Source organism: Nocardiopsis metallicus, from assembly GCF_014201115.1.
GTDB lineage: Bacteria > Actinomycetota > Actinomycetes > Streptosporangiales > Streptosporangiaceae > Nocardiopsis > Nocardiopsis metallicus.
The window spans coordinates 1,057,105-1,074,266 of sequence record NZ_JACHDO010000001.1 but is presented as its reverse complement, the minus strand read 5'-3'; the positions used below and the strand labels follow the sequence as shown (position 1 = coordinate 1,074,266).

Sequence of the window (17,162 nt, the reverse complement as noted above, 5' to 3'; positions counted from 1 at the left end):
GGCGGTGAATGATACTGGCTGTGTGGAGGGGCCTGCGAGGGCTCCGGACTGGATGCGGCCGAGGCCCTCTTCCACAGCGTCTCTGATCTGCTTAGTGATCCTCAGCAAGACTGATGGTGTCTGAGGGAGGATCTGCCCACCGCGGTGGGGTGGCGTGGGCGTGGAGGTGGAAGCCCGCGCCCAGCACCGCTCCGGCCGGTCTGTGCCGGGTTCGCCGGGTGGTGGGTGTGCTGATCGTCTTCACGCCCTGGTGCCGGTGGGCTGCGCGGGGCAGCCCTGGCCGGTCCGTTGGTGCGTGTCCCTCCGGACGCTGGCCCGCCCAGCCCTGGGGCCGGGCGGGGGAGGGTGCCCTACGTCGCCTGGGCGCGGGGCGTTGAGTCCTGCGGTGTCGGGTGGGTCCGGTCTTGGACCGGTCCGCCCGGCGGGTCTTGGGTGCGGTGGCCGTGACCACGGCCTTGGCTTCGAGCTTGTCGACCACCGAGCGGATGGCCATCGCGCCCGTGGTGCGGTCGGTGACGGTTTTGGTCTGGTGGGTGAGGCCGCGTGCGGCGATGCGCTGCCAGGCCCCGTGGTCGCGGTCGCCCTGCCATCCGCATCCGGCCCGGTCGGGGCACAGGGCCCACTTCCACCCGGGTGTGGTGGGGCGGTCGGGGGCCTTGCGGTGCCGTAGCGGGGTGAGGCAGTTGGGGCAGTGCTTGGAGGTGTTCTTCGCCGGGACGGTGACTACGGCGATGCCGACCTCGGCGGCCAGGTGCCGCATCCGTTCAGCGATGCGCCCGCGCACGGTCTGGGACAGGCGGGTGTTGTGCGTGCGGCCCATGCCGCCCGCTTCCATCGAGCGCAGGTCTTCCAGGTAGATGACCCTGGCCCCGGCCGTGATCGCCTGGTCCACCGTCCAGCGGGCGGCAGCCCAGGCGAGGGCGTCGTTGAGGTTGGACCGGCGCTGGGCCACCTGCCCGAACTCCTCCCGCAGCACCTGGTGTTTGTCGGCCAGGGGGTGCTGGTCGTCCCCGGCGGTGAGCCGCTCGTAGCAGGCGGCCTTGGCGTGCAGGAACTCGCCCTGGCGGCGCAGCCGGTGCTGCTTGGCCAGCACACCCCCGGCCCGGAACATACCGCCACTGCCCAGGACGGTGATCCGGCCGTCCTCGTCCAGTCGGACCGCTCCAGCTGAGAGCAGGGTGTTCAGGCCCCAGTCCACGCCCAGGGCCACGGTGTGCCCGGCACGGGAGGCCTTGGGAACGGGGTGGGTGTAGGCCAGATCAGCGCGTACCTGTGTGCCGACGATGCGCAGGGTGGGCAGGTGCAGGACCGCATCGGCCGGGATGGTGGGCGGCAAGCGGAGGGGGCACGCCACCCACGTCCAGTCCCGGTACGACTCGGGGGCGGGGCGGGTGGGCAACTGCAACCGCAGCAGCGCTCTTGTCGAGTCGCTCTCGTGGCGTTCGATGGTGGCCTGCTGAGCGTCGCACGCGGCCAGCCCCACCATCCGCGCCACACGCGGTGACGGTTCCAGCTCAAACACATCGGCCGGAAGACGGTCATGCTTGCGCAGGTACGAGGCGATCTGCCGGGTGCGGGACTTGATGACGCCGGAAGGCAGAGCGGTGCCGCCGGGGACCGCGTCGCGGACGGCGTCCCACTCGGCCCGGGTGCGCTTGGTGGGGTCGGCGGGCCAGGTGGCGAGCACCCCGGCGGTGAGTTCAGCCCGCCACACCGCTGAGCGCAAGACGCGTCCGGCCTGTTCCTGGGCCATCCGCACGATCCGGTCGTTGACCCGCACACCCTGGGGCGGTGCGGTAGCCCAGCCCAAGCGGCGCAGCGCCATCCACGCGTTCGAGGGGAGCTTGCGGCCTCCGGCATCGGCCCCGGCGGCCAGGGTGTGTACATCGGCGGTGTTCCAGTGTGCAACCAGCAGTGCGGAGGCCATCTGGGCCACCATTTCAGCGGCCCAGCCCACCCGCTCGGCCAGCACAGGCGCCGACAGGAGCTCACCGGTGGCCTCGTCCACCCCGGCGCGCAGCACCACCGGGGCACACGCGGTGCGGCAGGTCTGCCCCTCGGCGAGCGGGATCTTGCGGCTCACCGGTCGCCACCCCGCACGGCCCAGGCCGGCGCACCCTTGCCGGGGCGGACGGTCCGGGTGGCCGCCCGCCCCGTCAAGAGATCAGCCGCGGGCCGGGAAGGGGTAGACATGTTCGAATCATGGCACGAGGGAGAGACAAAAGCAGGGGTTTCAGCCAAACCCAGCGGTCAGCGCATCCAGGCCGCCCAGAGCAGAACTCAGAAAAACCAGGGATCACCAAGAAAACTGGTGAGCCTCTCCGACAGCACCCGGCTCGCGATCGTCGCCTGGCCCGGGGTGATGGTCGCCGCCGCCCCCGGATACACCCGTGAACGTGTACCGGCGCTGGCCGCCGCTCGGTTCAGAGCCCTCGGATCAGAGCGCCTTGAAGTAGTTGACCACGGGCAAGCCGGTGTAACCCGCGCTCTCGTAGGCGGCGCGGGCCGGGGCGTGGCCGGGGTCGCCGCCGGTACTGATCAGGGCGACCCTCACCCCCTCCGCGCGCATGTACTCCTCGGCGAACCGGATGAGCGCCGCACCCACGCCCCGCTCCTGCTGGTCGGGGTCGACCGCGAGCATGTGCAGTTCTCCGGTGCTCTCCTTGCGGTCGAGCTTGACGGTGGCGAACCCGGCGACCCGGTCGGTCACCGCCACCCAGGCCCGGGTCTCCTCGGCGTCCAGATCGGCCTGGACGTCCCGGGTCTGGGTCTGACGCCAGTCCCCCACGGTGAGGGCGTAGATCTCTGTGCCCATCACCTTCGCCATCGAGGCGTGTACGGGTTCCCAGGCGCGCAGGGCCAGGCCGACCACGGCCTCACCGTCCTCAGGGGCATAGGTGCGAATGCTGATGTCCATGGGCGGCAGCGTAACGACGCCGCGCCGCCGTCGGCCAGGGAATTTCCCGAGGCAGGGCGGGCGCGCGCGGTACGGTGGCGCCGGACTCGGAGCGAAGGGGGCGGACGATGGTGGACGAGACCGACCTGCGGTATCTGCGGCGCGCGGTGGACCTGGCCGCGACGGCGCTGGACAAGGGTGACGAGCCGTTCGGTTCGGTGCTGGTAGGCGCGGACGGGACGGTGCTGTTCGAGGACCACAACCACGTGGCCGGGGGCGACGCCACCCAGCACCCGGAGTTCGCGATCGCCCGTTGGGCCGCCGAGAACCTGTCCCCGCCGGACCGTGCGGCCTCGACGGTGTACACCTCGGGCGAGCACTGCCCGATGTGCTCTGCCGCGCACGCCTGGGTGGGGCTGGGCCGGATCGTGTACGCCAGCTCCGCCGAGCAGCTGTGCTCCTGGTTGGCGAGGTGGGGTGTCGTGTCGGCTCCGGTACGACCGCTGCCGATCACCGAGGTGGCCCCGAACCTGCCGGTGGCGGGCCCGGTCCCTTCCCTCGCCGAGGAGGTCCGGGCCCTGCACGCGCTCCGGCACGGGCGCACCGATGATAGAACTTGATCACATCGATCAGCCCCGGTGGCCGCTGATTCTGTCAGCCGAAACACCTCCGCCCGAGGTTACGGCCCGTCCGTGATCCGTCCCTCACACGCCGGATCAATGCCGATAATCCCTGGCCTGAGGCGGCACACAGCCTCAGGCCGCCGAAGAACGTCCCTCCGCAGCGCTCTCGTCCGGCCTGGGGCCTTCATGCGCGACGAAACGAAAGACCGCTGTGCCACCATCGAGCTCGATGGTCATCGCGGCGTCCAGTGCCCCCGCCAAACGGTTGAGCAACGGGATCGTCGGTACGGAGTCACCACCCTCGATGGTGGAGATCTGGGGCTGGGCCATCCCCGCCCGACGAGCCACTTCCGCCTGTGACAACCCGAGCGCGGTCCGCCGGTCATAGACGGCCTGGCCGAGGGCGAAAGCCTGACCGGCTTCGACATAGGCGGCGGATTCCTCCACATGTTCGTCAGCCAGACGCCTGGTCCTGCGAGTAAGCCAATGAGAGTGGCTCACAGGTTCTCCTCTCTGGTCCGCTCGTACTGGTGCTCAGCCCGGTCGTGGTGTGCCTCGCACTCCTTCTGTGCCTGCCTGGCTCGCTCAACCTCGTTTCTCTCCCGTTGGCGAGTCTTACGGAAAACGGTCAGCAGGACGATCCGCCTGTCTGAAGCCAGCCAATACGTGATGCGCACTGCGTTTCCGTCCATGATGAAACGCAGCTCCCGAAGCTTGCCGCCGAGGTGCCGGGAGTACGGCTCACCCAGAGTGGTCGGCCTGGCAGCCAGCATGTCGACGGCCCGTTCAGCCTTGTCATGGTGCGCGTCTGAAAGCAGCTCCAGCCACTGTCGTACCTCCGGTTCGATCTCGATGTTCCAGGGATCAGCCACGGCGCGACTATATAAATATCAATATAAGAATACCTGCGAAATCACTCAGTTCGCAGACACCCGCAGCCAACTCTGCAATCGCCAGGCCCGGGTCAGCCCTCGCGGATGGTCATACGGGTGATCTGGTCGCCCTGGACGGTGAAGGCGAACGAGCTCAGCCCGTTGGCGTAGTTGGACCGCCAGTCGCCGACCACCGTGACGCCGTCGCCGTTGGATACGGCCGACTGGACGGTCAGGACACCCCGGGCCCCGATGAACTCCTTGTCGCTCCAGCGCTTGATGGCGTCGCGGCCCTGGAACTCGCGGCCCCAGTCGTCCACCACCCCGTCCGGGGTGAAGGCGTCCAGGAAGCCCTGTTCGTCGTGGTCGTTGACCCTGTCGATGAACGAGGCCACCGGCTCGGGGATGCTCACACTCATGTCTGTCTCCACGGCTCGGATGAATCTGGTCGTACTTCGGAAGGTCCTCACAGGTCCGGGTAGAGCCAGGACCTCAACACTCTGCTCAGCGCTGGCATCAAGGCGTAGGTGAGCAGGGGCGCCATCACCATCGGCATCACCACCGTCCGCAGCGGCAGCGGCCAGTCCTGGAACAGCGGTGACACGAAGGCGGTGAACAGCAGCACGCACGGGTAGACGGCGCTGAAGGACACCAGCGCCATCTTCCACTTCGGCGGTGGCCGGACGGCGGTCCTCGGCAGACTGAACCAGGTCTCCATGCCGGTGGTGCGCACCCTGCGGTCGGCCTCGGCGGCGATGCCCTCCAGTTCTGTGATGGTCCTGGCGCGTTCGGGCGAACCCAGCCACGCCTCCAGGGCACGACTGCCCGAGAACCGCAGCAGGGCGTGGTAGTGGCCGCCGGGGTCGTCCGGGGCGATCCAGGTGACCCCTTGGTGTCCGGGGAAGTCGGTCGCCACCTGGTTGACCCGGTGCAGCCACTCCTCGAACTCCCTCTCCCGGCCCGGGGCGACGTTCCAGGTGAACACCACGGTCACCGGTTCCTCGACCGAAGCCCGATCCGCGCTGGAGCCGGGACGCGGCCCGCCCCCGGCGGCCGCGTCCCCCTGCCCCTGTCGTCCTGACACGTCAGGCAGGTGCCATCACCGACTCGATGGTGATGGGCAGGTCGCGGAAGCGGCGGCCGGTGGCGTGGAAGATCGCGTTGGCGATCGCCGCCGCGGCCCCGACCTGGCCGATCTCGCCCACGCCCTTGACCCCGAGCGGGTTGACCACCCGGTCCTCGACCTCGATGGTCTCCACCACCACGTCGGGGGCGTCGGCGTTCACCGGCAGCAGGTACTCGCCCAGGCTCGGGTTGGCCCACCTGCCCTGGTTGGGTTCCATGTGGGTGGCCTCCAGCAACGCCTGTCCCAGGCCCCAGAGCATGCCTCCCATGAGCTGGCTGTGCGCGGTCCTGGGGTTGAGCACCCGGCCCGGGGCGAACACCCCGGTCATCCGGCGTACCCGGACCAGGCCGAGGTCGGGGTCGACGGCGACCTCCGCGAACTGGGCGCCGAAGGTGGCCATGCCGTAGCCGCTGTCGGGCCCCGGCGGGTGCCACGCCCCCACGGCCTCGGCGTCGAAGGTCATGTTGCGGCCCAGCATCTGGCCGTAGGTCTCCCCGGTGTCCGGGGCCCCGCGCAGGGACATGCGCCCGTCGGAGACCTCCACCTCGCCGGGATCGGCCCCGTGCAGCGGGGACCCCTCGTCGGCGACGGCCTGTGCGACGAGTTGGTCGCGCAGCTTCGTCGCGGCGGCGTGGACGGCCGCGCTGATCGCCCCGGCGCCCGCGGAACCGACCGCTGCGACGGTGTTGGGCAGTTCCGTGTCGCCGTAGTGGACGCTGACGGACTCGGCGGTCAGGCCCAGGACCTCGGCCCCGACCTGGCGCAGGATGACCCCGGCCCCGGTACCGATGTCGGAGCAGCCGGTCTCCAGGACGGCCCGGCCGTCGGCGTAGACCCGGGCGCGGGCGCGCTGCGGGTTCATGACGCCGTACACCGGGTAGATGGCACTGGCCATCCCGGTGCCCAGCAGCCAGTTCCCGTCCCGGCGGGCTCCTTGGACCGGGCGCGGGTCGCGCGAGGCCCAGTCGAAGAGCTCGGCGCCGCGCGCGTAGCACTCCTTGAGCCCCTTGCTGGACCAGGGGTTCCCGGTCTCGGGGTCGGTGTCGGCGTGGTTGCGCAGCCGGAGTTCGATCGGGTCGATGCCCAGTTCGTGGGCGAGCTCGTCCATGGCCGTCTCGATGACGAACGCTCCGGTGCCCTCACCGGGCGCGCGCATGAACGTCGGTGTCATCGTGTTGGACCGGAACAGGCTGTAGACGCCCTCGAAGTTCGGGCAGGCGTAGATCTGGGCGGCGGGGCCCAGCGACGGCTCGGCCCAGTCGTCGTAGTGGGACGTGGGTGAGAGCTTGCGGTAGCGGAGGGCGGTCAGGGTGCCGTCCAGGCGCGCGCCCAGGGTCAGGGTGTGCTCCTGCTCCTCCCGGTGGCCGGTGTTGCTGAACGTCTGGGTCCTGGTCAGGGCGAGGGTGACCGGGGCGCGCACGTGCTGGGCGGCCATGGCCGCCAGGGTGGGGTGCGCCCAGATCATCGCCTTGGCGCCGAAGCTGCCGCCGACGAACTCGGAGATCACCCGTACGTCCGAGGGCGGGATGCCCAGGAGCTCGGCGACGGTGAGCCTGGTGGCGGTCGGCCCCTGGGTGGAGTCGTGGATGGTGAGCTTGTGGTCGTCCCACACGGCGGTGGCCGCGGAGGGTTCGATCGGGTTGTGGTGGTTGGCCGCGAAGTGGTGGGTGTTCTCCAGCACCACCTGGGCCTGGGCCATGCCCTGTTCGACGTCACCGCGGTCCATGCGGCCGGGGACGAGCCCGCCGAAGATGCGTTCGGCCTCGTAGGCCTCCCCTCGGCCCTGGTCGATGGTGGTGACCCAGGGCTCCTCGGCGTAGCTCACCTCGACGAGTTCGGCGGCGTACTCGGCCCGTTCCAGGGTGTCGGCGACGACCATGGCGACCGGCTGGCCCGCGTAGTGGATCCGGTCGTCCTGCATGGGGAAGAAGCTCTGCCCGTGCGCGGTGGTACCGGCCAGGGACGGGATCAGGTGCGGCTGCGCCGCGACCCTGGGCAGGTTCAGGTGGCTGAGCACCGCCAGGACGCCCTCGGCCGCGAGGGCCCGGCTGCTGTCGATGCCGGTGATCCGGCCGCTCGGAACCTCCGAGCACACCAGTACGGCCTGCGCGGTTCCGGACGGATGGTGTTCGGCGGAGTAGCGTGCGGCTCCGGTGACCTTGGCGTGCGCGTCGACCCGGGGCAGGTTCCGGCCGATCTGCGGTGGGATGCTCATACCGTCCCTCCTCGGGTCCGCGAGGCGACCTCGGTGAGGGCGCGGACCATGGTGCGCTGGGCCAGCTCGATCTTGAATCCGTTCATGCTCCGCGGGACGGCGTCGGCGAGTTCGGCCGCGGCGGCACGCGCGAACGCGGCGGGTTCGGCGGTGGCGCCCAGGAGCATCTGTTCGGCGCGCCGGGCCCGCCAGGGTTTGGTGGCGACGCCGCCCAGGCCGATCCGGACGTCGGTGACGGTGTCGTCCTCCGTACTGAGCGCGACGGCGGCGGAGGTCAGGGCGAACTCATAGGATTCACGGTCGCGCACCTTCAGGTAGTGGGAGGTGCGTGCCATGGGCAGGGCGGGCAGGTCGATCGCGGTGATGAGCTCGCCGTGCCCGATCGGGTGCTCCAGGTCGGGTGTGTCGCCGGGGAGCGGGAAGAAGTCGTCGAAGGCGACCGTGCGCTCCCCTTCGGGGCCGCGCAGGCGGATGACCGCGTCCAGGGCGGTCAGGGCCACGGCCACGTCGGACGGGTGTGTGGCGATGCAGTGGTCGCTGGTGCCCAGGACCGCGTGGGTGCGGTTGACACCCTCGATGGCCGCACAGCCGCTGCCCCGTTCGCGCTTGTTGCAGGCCCGGTCGCCGTCGCGGAAGTAGGAGCAGCGGACCTTCTGCATGAGGTTTCCGCCCATGGAGGCCATGTTGCGCAGCTGGGCGGAGGCCCCCTTCTCCAGGGACTCCGAGACCATCGGGTAGCGATCGCGGACGACCGGGTGCGCGGCGACGTCGCTCATCCGGGACAGCCCGCCCAGCCGGACGCCGCCGTCGGCAAGCTCCTCGATGGCGGCGATGGGCAGGTCGTTGATGTCCACGACGCGGCGCGGACGGACCACGCCGATCCGCAGCATGTCGACCTCGGTCGTGCCGCCCGCCAGGTATTCGCTGGTGGGGTCGGCGGAGACGTCGGCGATGGCGGAGTCCATGTCCGAGGCACGGGAGTAGGCGAAGGAACGCATCAGGCCTCCCCTCCCCTTCCGGTTCGGCGGTCCCCGGCATCACGGACCTGGCAGATGGCCTTGCGGATGTTGGGGTAGGCGGCGCAGCGGCAGATGTTGCCGCTCATCCACTCGGCCACCTCGGCGTCGTCGCCGTCGTGCCCCTCCTTCATGAGGGCGACGGCCGACATCAGCTGGCCCGGTGTGCAGTAACCGCACTGGAAGGCGTCGTTGTCGACGAAGGCCTGCTGCATCGGGTGCAGGTCGTCCCCGTCGGCCAGGCCCTCCACGGTGGTGACCTCGTGGCCCTCGCAGGCGACCGCGAGGGTCAGGCAGGCGACCACGCGGCGGCCGTCCACCCACACCGTGCAGGCGCCGCACGCGCCCTGGTTACAGCCCTTCTTGGGGCCAGTGATGTCCAGGCGCTCGCGCAGGGCGTCCAGCAGGCTGACCCGGGGTTCGAGCCGGACGCGGTGGGAGGCGCCGTTGACGGTGAGGAGGATGTCGGTGGCCTCGGGTCCGATCTCGCCCCGCTCCCGGTCGGCCGGGGTGGCCTGGAGCGGGATCGCGGGACCGGCGACACCGGTCCGTCCCTGGCGGGGCGGAGTCATGACGCCTCCCCGAGGTCGCGGCGGTGGAGATCGGGGCCGCAGGGATCCGGACTACAGAAGCAGTGGAAACGGTGGCCGGGCATGGGATGTCCCCCTGGGATACGCGGATGGTTCCTGGTCGGCCTCCCCTGCTGCTACGGGCACAGCTGAGGGTGGAGGCCTTGGTGACGCCACTCCTTGAAGATGCTTCCAGGCCAGGGGTTTTGCGGGCATCGCGTGCGTCCCAAGGTCGGGCAAACAACTCCTGTGCCTCAACCCTTTCAGCGGGTTTTGGAGCTAGCCTCCCGGCGACCGGTGGAGTCGTCGAGGAGGAGAGGGTATGCGTGGTCGCCCCGGCCTGTCCCGGTCCCTGGCCTGGTTCCTGGCCGCCGCCGTGCTGCTGCACTTCGCGTACCCGCTGACCCTGAACGGGCAGCTGTGGGCGCTGGCGTACACACTGGTCTACCCGTTGGTGGTCTTCCTGGGCCTGCGCGTGGTCCTGCCGCCGGGGAGGCGTCTGCTCCCCGTGGCGGTGTTCTCGGCGGTGTTCCTGACCGCCGGATTCTGGGCCGTGTTCCACCCTGAGACCCCGCTGGCCCGGCTCGGGCTCTTCTCCGCCATCGTGCTGTTCCAGGGCTACCTGATCCTGGCGCTGCTGACGTTCGTCTTCACCTACGGACAGCGGCACCGGAGCAGCCACGGACCTCAGCTGGTCATGGCGGCGATCTGTGTCTACCTCCTGCTGGGCGGGCTGTTCGGAGCCCTGTTCGGCTTGATGGAGGCGCTGTGGCCCGGCGGGTTCGAGAACTCCCTCGACCCGCACGCACCGGTGACCTGGCAGGAACTCAACTATCTGAGCTTCGTCACCCTGGTCACCCTGGGATACGGCGACATGGTGCCGGTCGGGGCCTGGGCACGCTCGCTGGCCGTCTGCGAGGCCGTGGCCGGCACCCTGTTCCTGGCCACCGTCATCGCCCGTATCGTGGGCGCCTACGTCTCCCCTCCCGGGCCGGATCCCGATGACGACGGTCCCACCGAAACCGACTGCCCCGGCTCCCCCGGACCGGGCCCGCCCGCCGGGAACGGCTGAGCGGGCCCGCCTCCGCGGTTTCGAGGATTCGGGACTCAGGGGAGTCAGGGCCCAGGGGCTCTGGGCCCGAGGACTCAGGAGTCGGTTCAGGAGGCGGCGGGCTCGCTGTCGAGCGAGGCCATCAGGAAGCTGGCGTAGCGCTCTCCCGCGACCTCCTCCTGCGGGACCGCGGCTTCGATGGCGGCCAGGTCGGCCGGGGACAGAGCGACCCGCGTGGCTTCCAGGGACTCGGTGAGCCGGTCGCGGCGGCGGGCGCCCACGAGCGGGACGACGTCGGTGCCCCGGGAGGCCACCCAGGCGATGGCGACCTGGGCGACGGTGGCGTCCAGGGACTCGGCCACCTCGCGCAGCGCCTCGACCAGGCGCAGGTTGGCGGTCAGGTTCTCGCCCTGGAAGCGCGGGCTGATCCCCCGGAAGTCCCCGGCGGTGAGCTCGCGCTCGGGGTGCCAGTGGCCCGAGAGCAGGCCGCGGGAGAGGACCCCGTAGGCGGTGATCCCGATCCCGAGTTCCCGGGCGGCGGGCAGGATGGCGGCTTCGATACCGCGGGAGACCAGCGAGTACTCGATCTGCAGGTCCGCGATCGGGTGGACCGCGGCGGCCCTGCGCAGGGTGTCGGCCCCGACCTCGGACAGGCCGATGTGGCGGACGTACCCGGCCTGGACCATCTCGGCGATGGCGCCGACGGTGTCCTCGATCGGCACGTCCGGGTTGAGGCGGGCGGGCCGGTAGATGTCGACGTGGTCGGTGCCCAGGCGGCGCAGCGTGTAGGCGAGCCGGTCCTTCACCCCGGCCGGGGTGGTGTCGAAGGGGGCGTGCTGGAACGCGCCGGCGGGGTCCTTGCGAACCCCGAACTTCACGCTGATGACGGCGTCGTCGCGGTCACGGGTGCGCAGGGCCTCGCGGATGAGCAGTTCGTTGTGGCCCTCGCCGTAGAAGTCGCCGGTGTCGAGGAGGTTGATCCCCGCGTCCATCGCGGCGTGGATGGTGGCGACGCTCTCGGTCTCGTCGGCCGGGCCGTACAGGTCGGACATGCCCATGGTACCGAGGCCGAGCTCGGCGACGGCGGGTCCGGTGGTGCCCAGGGTGCGCTGACGCATGGTGTTTCCTCTCTCCGCGGAGCTGCCGGACAGCCCGCGTTTCCAGTGATAACGCCATAACGCTATCACTGATATCAATCAATGGAAACACTTTTCTGTTATCGTCGATAACATGAGTGCGGAGAGCAGGCCGGAGGACCGGCCGGGCAGCAGGTCGGACAGCAGGGCCACGACCAGGGAACGGATCATCACGGCGACCGCGGAGCTGCTGGCCGCACAGGGACGCGAAGCCGTCTCCACCCGGGCCGTGAGCCAGGCCGCCGGAGTGCAACCGCCCACGATCTACCGGATCTTCGGGGACATGGCCGGGCTGCTCGACGCCGTCACCGCCCACGCCTTCGACGCCTACCTGAAGATCAAGGCCACGCATCCTCCGGGCCCGGACCCGGTGGCCGACCTGCGCGCGGGCTGGGACACCCACGTGGAGTTCGGCCTGGCCAACCCCGAGCTGTACAAGCTGATGTACGGTGCGCCCGCCCCGGGGCACGAGCCGCAGGCCGCCCGTGAGGCCGCCTCGCTGCTGCGCGGGCTGATCAGGCGGATCGCCGAGCAGGGGCGGCTGGCCGTGGACCCCGAACTGGCCGCGCAGATGGGCCAGGCGGCCAACAGCGGTGTCGTCCTCACCCTGATCGGCACACCGGAGGGCGAGCGCGACCCCGAACTCTCCCCGCGCACCAGGGAAGCCGTCCTGGCCGCGATCACCACCGGGGCGGAGGACACCGGCTCGGGCTGGACCGCCCCGGCCGGGGGTGCGGCGGCTGGGGGCACGGCGGCTGGGGGCGCGGCGGCCCAGGCCATCGCGCTCCAGACCGGGATCGAGGCGATGACCGACCGCTTCTCCCCGGCCGAACTCTCCCTGCTCACCGAGTGGCTGGGCCGCATCGCCCGCCCCTGGGGGCATCCGTGCGCAGAGGCGTCGCCCGAGCCCGGGGGAGGCCAGAATCAGCCGGGAAGGGCCGGAGACTGAACGAGGCCCGCCGTGGGGTGATCCGCGGCGGGCCTCGGTGCTCGGCGGGGGCGCGTACGCCCCGGGAGCCGGGAAGTCAGTTCCTGTCGTCCTCTTCGGGTTCGAACTGGCCCCGGATGACGCGGCCGCGGTTCGGGGTGGGGCTGTCCTGCTCGGACGGGCCCGAGGCGGGGCCACCCGGGGTGGGGCCGAAGGGACTTCCCGGCATGCCCGAACCCGCCGGGCCACCGGGGCCGCCCGGACCGAACGGGCTCTGGCCCGGGATGGTGGCGCCGCGGGCGGCGTACTCCTCGTTCACGCGTTCCTGCATCTTCTTCATCCGGCGGACCGCCCAGCCGGCGAACACCCAGCGCAGGGCCGGCCGGGTGAGCGGGGTGGCCAGGAGCAGTCCGACGGCGGCGGTGAGGAAACCCGGGATGACCAGCAGGATGCCGCCGGCCATGAGCATCAGCGGGTCGAGCAGACCCTTGCGGGGCTGCTCTCCGGTGCGCATCGCCTCGTCGGCCTGCTCGATGACCTCGCGAAAAGCACGGCCGGTGCGGCGCAGCACGGCCACGCCCAGGATCATCAGCGAGGCCAGGGCCGCCAGGGTCCACGGGACGCCGATCTGACCGCCGACCCAGATCATCAGGCCCACCTCAAGGAACGGCAGAGCCATCAGTGCCAGCACAATCAGCAGTGGCATCGCGAACCATCCTCAAATCTCGTGGACCGAACTACGGGTCTCCCCCTGCTGGGAAGAACGTCCCCGTGGTGTGAATGGTTCCCGGCACAGGGCCGCTCACGCACCCGGGAGGTCCTTCCCTGAGGCCCATCTGGCCGACGTCAGCTGCCGACGCAACAGCCGCGGCGAAGGGTCCCGGTCGGCTGGGATCGGAGCCCGGGTCCGGATCCGCCCGCGGGGTTCAGCCCGACGGAGCATGCCCCTAACCCCGCACCCTGCGGTGTCCGCTACTTCCGAAACCCCTGTATCCCCCCTGATCCTGCTACCAGCAGCGAATTCGGCGCGGTGGGTTCCAGTGGTTCCGGGCTCCTGGTAACAAGATCATCCTCGGGAGGGGGGCCCGGACTCGGGTCGGGCACGGGACCGGCGGGAAGCGATGACCGAGGCGATGACGGCGCCCAGGCCGAGCGCCGCGATCAGAGCCTCGGGGGCCGGGCCGAGCCGGGTGGCGACGGTGGGCCCCTCCATTGCGGTGAGCTCGGCCACGTGGATGTCGGGGGCGGCCTCGGGTGACTCGTAGACGACCCGGCCGTCGGGCTCGACCACGGCGCTGATCCCGCTGGTGGAGACCACCACGGCGGGGCGGCCGTGTTCGACGGCGCGCAGCTGGGTGATGGCCAGCTGCTGGTTGGACTGGCCGGTGAAGTTGTAGTTGGCGTTGTTGGTGGGGATCACGATGATCTGCCCGCCCTCGGCCACGGAGTCACGCACCGGCTGGTCGAAGGCGACGTCGAAGCAGATGCCCACGGCCAGGGTGGTGCCCCCCACGTCCAGGGCGCCGGGCTCGGTGCCGGGGACGGCGTCGGAGCTGACGTGCTCCAGCCGGGAGACGAACCGGGTGAAGAAGTCGCGGTAGGGGATGTACTCGCCGAACGGCACGAGGTAGCGCTTGTCGTAGTGCTCGCCGGGCCCGGTCTCGGGGTCCCAGACGACACTCTGGACGTAGCGGCTGCCGTCGTCGTTGAAGCGGCTCATCCCCCACAGCAGGGGCACCCCGATGTCCGCGGCGGCGTCATTGATGGTCTGTTCGGCGACGGGGTCGCGGAAGGGGTCGATGTCGCTGGCGTTCTCCGGCAGCAGCACCATGTCGGGTTCGGGGTAATCGCCCGCGCGGACCGCGTCGGCGAGGTCGTGGACGCCGTTCGCGTGGTTGCGCAGCACCTCCATGCGCTCACCGAGGATGGACATCTCGCCGACGTTGGGCACGTTGCCCTGGACCATGCCGACGGTGACGGTCTCCTGCGGGGCGGGGCGGCCGATCGCGGGCGCCGCGAGGCCGCCAAGGACGATCGCGGCGCTGGTGGCCAGGCCGACGGCCGGGAGGATCACTCTGGCGCGTCCCCGGGCGGCCACCGCGCGCAGGAGCGTCCACACCAGCATGGCGCCGGTGAGGGCGACGGCGAAGGTGACCAGCGGAGAGGAGCCCAGGGCCGCGTAGCCCGCGAAGGGCGTGTCCGGCTGGGCGAAGGCGAGTTTGCCCCAGGGGAAGCCGCCGAGCGGCCAGCGGGCGCGTACGGCCTCCTGGGCCACCCACAGGGCGGCGGTCCACAGCGGCCAGCAGGGCAGGCGCGCGACCAGGGCCAGGCCCATGGCCATGGGCAGGAAGTAGACGGTCTCGGCGGCCGAGATGGCCAGCCACACGTCGACGCCGATGAAGTCCTGCCACTTCAGCAGCGGAACCATGAGGGTCGCGCCGGACAGGGCGCCGAGCCAGGCGGCGCGGCGCGTTCGCGTCCCGCCGACGGCCAGGAGCAGGAGCGCGGCGCTGATCGGGCCGAGCCACCACAGGCCGTACGGCGGGAGCGCGAAGAGCTGGGCCAGGCCCGCTCCGACCGCGGCCAGAGCCCGCCAGAGGAGGTCGAGACGGCCCCAGCGGTACCCCGGGGCCAAGGGGGACCACACTGTGGTCCGTGCCTCGGACTCCGACGCCGTGTTGTTCGGCGAGGGTCTGTCGGGACTCGGAGCGGACTCCGACCCCTTCTGCTCGGCAACCACGTGGGGTGCTCGCTTTCCGCTGGAGTGTGAGGGTCCTGGCGGTCAGCATATTGGGGGGACGCGGAAAAGGCCCGAGCCACCCTTCGGACCGGCTCCGTCCCGTCGGCGGCGAGCTCGGAAGACCGTTGTCTACTGGATGTTCGGGCCTTTTCCGGGTCCAACCCCCCGCCCGGTCGCGGTACTCCGCCCCTCACCCGATCCCAACTGCACCTGGCGCGTGATGCAGCGTCCAATCGGACGAGTGGGGGCCGCACAACCGGTCCGTCCAGTGCTGGACTGGTCGTTAGGTTACCCAGACTCCCCGACCCCTCGCCTCAACCCGGGCGCCGTGTCGTGGCTACCGGATCAAGTGACGGGAGGGAAGAAAGTGATGAACCGTCGGACAGGCTAACGTACCTGAGCCCAGCACGCCAGCTGGCCGGGGGTGGTTTGCGCATGACCGCAATCGGATCGAAACCAAAGCCGCTCTGGACATTTTGATCGCAATCATGTCTGATGTGATCAACAAACCAGCCCACTTCGATCAACTTCGAACACCAAGCTGGTTTGGCAGCACCGAAGGGCAGGGTCTACGGCCACGGGATCCGCCCGACATCGAATACGCCACACCACCGACCCAACGCGGGAGCTGACAGCCATGGCGGAGATCGTCCTCGAGGGCGTCGACAAGATCTACGGCGGCGACGTCAAGGCCGTCGACGACCTGAACCTGCAGATCAACGACGGCGAGTTCATGGTGCTCGTCGGCCCCTCCGGCTGCGGCAAGTCCACCGCGCTGCGCATGATCGCGGGTCTGGAGGAAATCTCCGCGGGCACCCTGGTCATCGGCGACGAGATCGTCAACGACCGTCCGCCCAAGGACCGCGACATCGCGATGGTCTTCCAGAACTACGCGCTCTACCCGCACATGACCGTCGAGCAGAACCTCGCCTTCGGCCTGAAGCTGCGCAAGGTCGCCAAGACCGAAATCGCCCGCCGCGTCGCCGAGGCCGCCGAGATGCTGGGCCTGGAGCCCTACCTCAAGCGCAAGCCGGGCGCGCTCTCCGGTGGTCAGCGCCAGCGCGTGGCGATGGGCCGCGCCATCGTGCGCGAGCCGCAGGCCTTCCTCATGGACGAGCCGCTGTCCAACCTGGACGCCAAGCTGCGCGTGCAGATGCGCGCCTCCCTGAACCAGCTCCACGAGCGCCTGGGCGTGACCACCGTGTACGTCACCCACGACCAGATCGAGGCGATGACCCTCGGCGACCGGGTCGCGGTGCTGCGGGACGGCCGCCTCCAGCAGGTGGACACCCCCAAGCGTCTCTTCGACTCCCCCGTCAACCTGTTCGTGGCCGGGTTCATCGGCTCCCCGGCGATGAACTTCGTCGACGCCGAGCTCTCCCGCGACGGTGACGGCGCGGTGCTCAAGTTCGCCGACCACAAGCTCCCCGTCCCGGCCAGCCTCCTCGAGGAGCGTCCGCACCTGAGCGAGTACGTCGGCAAGTCGGTCATCCTGGGTATCCGCCCCTCGGACTTCAACGACGCCGAGTTCGACGGTAACGGCGACCCGCGCATCGACGTGACCGCGAGCGTCACCGAGGAACTGGGGACCGAGATCAACGTGATCTTCGGCATCGACGCCCCGCCCGTGCGCCACGAGGACGCCACCGCCCTGGCCAAGGACGCCGCGGGAGACGAGGAGAACGGCGACGCCATGCCGCTGGGTGACGACCGTTCGCTGTTCACCGCCCGGGTGAGCCCGCGCAGCAGCGTGCGCCCGGGAAGCACGATCAGCCTGTCCGTGGACGTCAGCCAGCTGCACTTCTTCGACCAGGTGAGCGGCCTGGCCATCGGCCACCCGGACAACGTCTGAATCCTCTGGCGTTCATCCCCTGACGTCACCCTCCCGCCGGTCCCCCACTCCCGGACCGGCAGGTGCGGGCGGCGCCCCATCCCCCCGGGGCGCCGCCCGCACTGTTTTCCGGGGGGTGCTGATTTTCGGCTGGTCCAC

The 17,162-nt window shown here is 70.5% G+C and carries 16 protein-coding genes; 4 read left to right on the top strand and 12 right to left on the bottom strand.

Annotated elements, in window-relative coordinates; genetic code table 11:
• Positions 1-91: 91 nt before the first annotated feature.
• The gene (locus HNR07_RS04470) at positions 92-2,083 is read right to left on the bottom strand and encodes a zinc ribbon domain-containing protein (protein ID WP_184362294.1); all 1,992 of its coding nucleotides are present in this window, start codon (positions 2,081-2,083) and stop codon (positions 92-94) included.
• A 354-nt stretch (positions 2,084-2,437) separates the two neighbouring features.
• Positions 2,438-2,917, bottom strand: a complete 480-nt coding sequence (locus HNR07_RS04465; RefSeq protein ID WP_184362291.1) for a GNAT family N-acetyltransferase — start codon at positions 2,915-2,917, stop codon at positions 2,438-2,440.
• A gap of 107 nt (positions 2,918-3,024) precedes the next feature.
• Here HNR07_RS04465 and HNR07_RS04460 point away from each other — a divergent pair, with 107 nt between their 5' ends.
• Positions 3,025-3,516 (top strand): nucleoside deaminase, encoded by a 492-nt coding sequence (locus tag HNR07_RS04460; RefSeq protein ID WP_184362288.1) that lies wholly within the window; start codon positions 3,025-3,027, stop codon positions 3,514-3,516.
• Between the two features lie 135 nt (positions 3,517-3,651).
• Here HNR07_RS04460 and HNR07_RS04455 read toward each other — a convergent pair whose 3' ends face one another.
• The 7 genes from HNR07_RS04455 to HNR07_RS04425 all read right to left on the bottom strand — a co-directional run bounded on the left by HNR07_RS04455 (position 3,652) and on the right by HNR07_RS04425 (position 9,320).
• Positions 3,652-4,020 (bottom strand): helix-turn-helix domain-containing protein, encoded by a 369-nt coding sequence (locus HNR07_RS04455; RefSeq protein ID WP_184362285.1) that lies wholly within the window; start codon positions 4,018-4,020, stop codon positions 3,652-3,654.
• The gene (locus HNR07_RS04450) at positions 4,017-4,391 is read right to left on the bottom strand and encodes a type II toxin-antitoxin system RelE/ParE family toxin (protein WP_184362282.1); all 375 of its coding nucleotides are present in this window, start codon (positions 4,389-4,391) and stop codon (positions 4,017-4,019) included. The genes HNR07_RS04455 and HNR07_RS04450 overlap by 4 nt, the downstream gene beginning before the upstream one ends.
• Positions 4,392-4,483: 92 nt before the next feature.
• Positions 4,484-4,810: a nuclear transport factor 2 family protein gene (locus HNR07_RS04445; RefSeq protein WP_184362278.1), complete on the bottom strand. Its 327-nt coding sequence runs from the start codon at positions 4,808-4,810 to the stop codon at positions 4,484-4,486.
• Positions 4,811-4,857: 47 nt separating this feature from the next.
• The gene (locus HNR07_RS04440) at positions 4,858-5,475 is read right to left on the bottom strand and encodes an antibiotic biosynthesis monooxygenase (protein WP_312893586.1); all 618 of its coding nucleotides are present in this window, start codon (positions 5,473-5,475) and stop codon (positions 4,858-4,860) included.
• Position 5,476: 1 nt separating this feature from the next.
• Positions 5,477-7,732, bottom strand: a complete 2,256-nt coding sequence (locus HNR07_RS04435; RefSeq protein ID WP_184362275.1) for a xanthine dehydrogenase family protein molybdopterin-binding subunit — start codon at positions 7,730-7,732, stop codon at positions 5,477-5,479.
• Positions 7,729-8,730: an FAD binding domain-containing protein gene (locus tag HNR07_RS04430; protein ID WP_184362272.1), complete on the bottom strand. Its 1,002-nt coding sequence runs from the start codon at positions 8,728-8,730 to the stop codon at positions 7,729-7,731. The genes HNR07_RS04435 and HNR07_RS04430 overlap by 4 nt, the downstream gene beginning before the upstream one ends.
• Positions 8,730-9,320 carry a (2Fe-2S)-binding protein gene (locus HNR07_RS04425; RefSeq protein ID WP_184362269.1) on the bottom strand — a complete coding sequence of 197 codons (591 nt, stop codon included), beginning with the start codon at positions 9,318-9,320 and terminating at the stop codon, positions 8,730-8,732. The genes HNR07_RS04430 and HNR07_RS04425 overlap by 1 nt, the downstream gene beginning before the upstream one ends.
• A 319-nt stretch (positions 9,321-9,639) precedes the next feature.
• Between HNR07_RS04425 and HNR07_RS04420 the strand changes: the two genes are divergently transcribed.
• Positions 9,640-10,389: a potassium channel family protein gene (locus HNR07_RS04420; RefSeq protein WP_184362265.1), complete on the top strand. Its 750-nt coding sequence runs from the start codon at positions 9,640-9,642 to the stop codon at positions 10,387-10,389.
• Positions 10,390-10,475: 86 nt separating this feature from the next.
• Here the strand turns inward: HNR07_RS04420 and HNR07_RS04415 are convergent, their stop codons facing one another.
• A complete protein-coding gene (locus HNR07_RS04415; RefSeq protein ID WP_184362262.1) occupies positions 10,476-11,486 on the bottom strand; it encodes an aldo/keto reductase in 1,011 nt (336 codons plus the stop codon).
• Positions 11,487-11,598: 112 nt separating this feature from the next.
• On the opposite strand from HNR07_RS04415, the gene HNR07_RS04410 reads away from it, so the two are divergent.
• Positions 11,599-12,453, top strand: a complete 855-nt coding sequence (locus tag HNR07_RS04410; RefSeq protein ID WP_246420081.1) for a TetR/AcrR family transcriptional regulator — start codon at positions 11,599-11,601, stop codon at positions 12,451-12,453.
• Between the two features lie 76 nt (positions 12,454-12,529).
• Here the strand turns inward: HNR07_RS04410 and HNR07_RS04405 are convergent, their stop codons facing one another.
• Positions 12,530-13,138: an FxsA family protein gene (locus tag HNR07_RS04405; protein ID WP_184362260.1), complete on the bottom strand. Its 609-nt coding sequence runs from the start codon at positions 13,136-13,138 to the stop codon at positions 12,530-12,532.
• Between the two features lie 360 nt (positions 13,139-13,498).
• Positions 13,499-15,172, bottom strand: coding sequence for an apolipoprotein N-acyltransferase (gene lnt / locus HNR07_RS04400; protein ID WP_184362258.1), 1,674 nt, complete (start codon positions 15,170-15,172; stop codon positions 13,499-13,501).
• Positions 15,173-15,809: 637 nt separating this feature from the next.
• On the opposite strand from lnt, the gene HNR07_RS04395 reads away from it, so the two are divergent.
• A complete protein-coding gene (locus tag HNR07_RS04395; RefSeq protein WP_184362256.1) occupies positions 15,810-17,024 on the top strand; it encodes an ABC transporter ATP-binding protein in 1,215 nt (404 codons plus the stop codon).
• The last annotated feature ends 138 nt before the right edge of the window (positions 17,025-17,162 follow it).

What these genes read in the sequence shown, in the direction of transcription:
- HNR07_RS04465 (WP_184362291.1), bottom strand. Translation starts at nt 2,917, where the DNA reads ATGGACATCAGCATTCGCACCTATGCCCCTGAGGACGGTGAGGCCGTG.
- HNR07_RS04460 (WP_184362288.1), top strand. Translation starts at nt 3,025, where the DNA reads ATGGTGGACGAGACCGACCTGCGGTATCTGCGGCGCGCGGTGGACCTG.
- HNR07_RS04445 (WP_184362278.1), bottom strand. Translation starts at nt 4,810, where the DNA reads ATGAGTGTGAGCATCCCCGAGCCGGTGGCCTCGTTCATCGACAGGGTC.
- HNR07_RS04435 (WP_184362275.1), bottom strand. Translation starts at nt 7,732, where the DNA reads ATGAGCATCCCACCGCAGATCGGCCGGAACCTGCCCCGGGTCGACGCG.
- HNR07_RS04430 (WP_184362272.1), bottom strand. Translation starts at nt 8,730, where the DNA reads ATGCGTTCCTTCGCCTACTCCCGTGCCTCGGACATGGACTCCGCCATC.
- HNR07_RS04425 (WP_184362269.1), bottom strand. Translation starts at nt 9,320, where the DNA reads ATGACTCCGCCCCGCCAGGGACGGACCGGTGTCGCCGGTCCCGCGATC.
- HNR07_RS04420 (WP_184362265.1), top strand. Translation starts at nt 9,640, where the DNA reads ATGCGTGGTCGCCCCGGCCTGTCCCGGTCCCTGGCCTGGTTCCTGGCC.
- HNR07_RS04415 (WP_184362262.1), bottom strand. Translation starts at nt 11,486, where the DNA reads ATGCGTCAGCGCACCCTGGGCACCACCGGACCCGCCGTCGCCGAGCTC.
- HNR07_RS04410 (WP_246420081.1), top strand. Translation starts at nt 11,599, where the DNA reads ATGAGTGCGGAGAGCAGGCCGGAGGACCGGCCGGGCAGCAGGTCGGAC.
- HNR07_RS04405 (WP_184362260.1), bottom strand. Translation starts at nt 13,138, where the DNA reads ATGCCACTGCTGATTGTGCTGGCACTGATGGCTCTGCCGTTCCTTGAG.
- HNR07_RS04395 (WP_184362256.1), top strand. Translation starts at nt 15,810, where the DNA reads ATGGCGGAGATCGTCCTCGAGGGCGTCGACAAGATCTACGGCGGCGAC.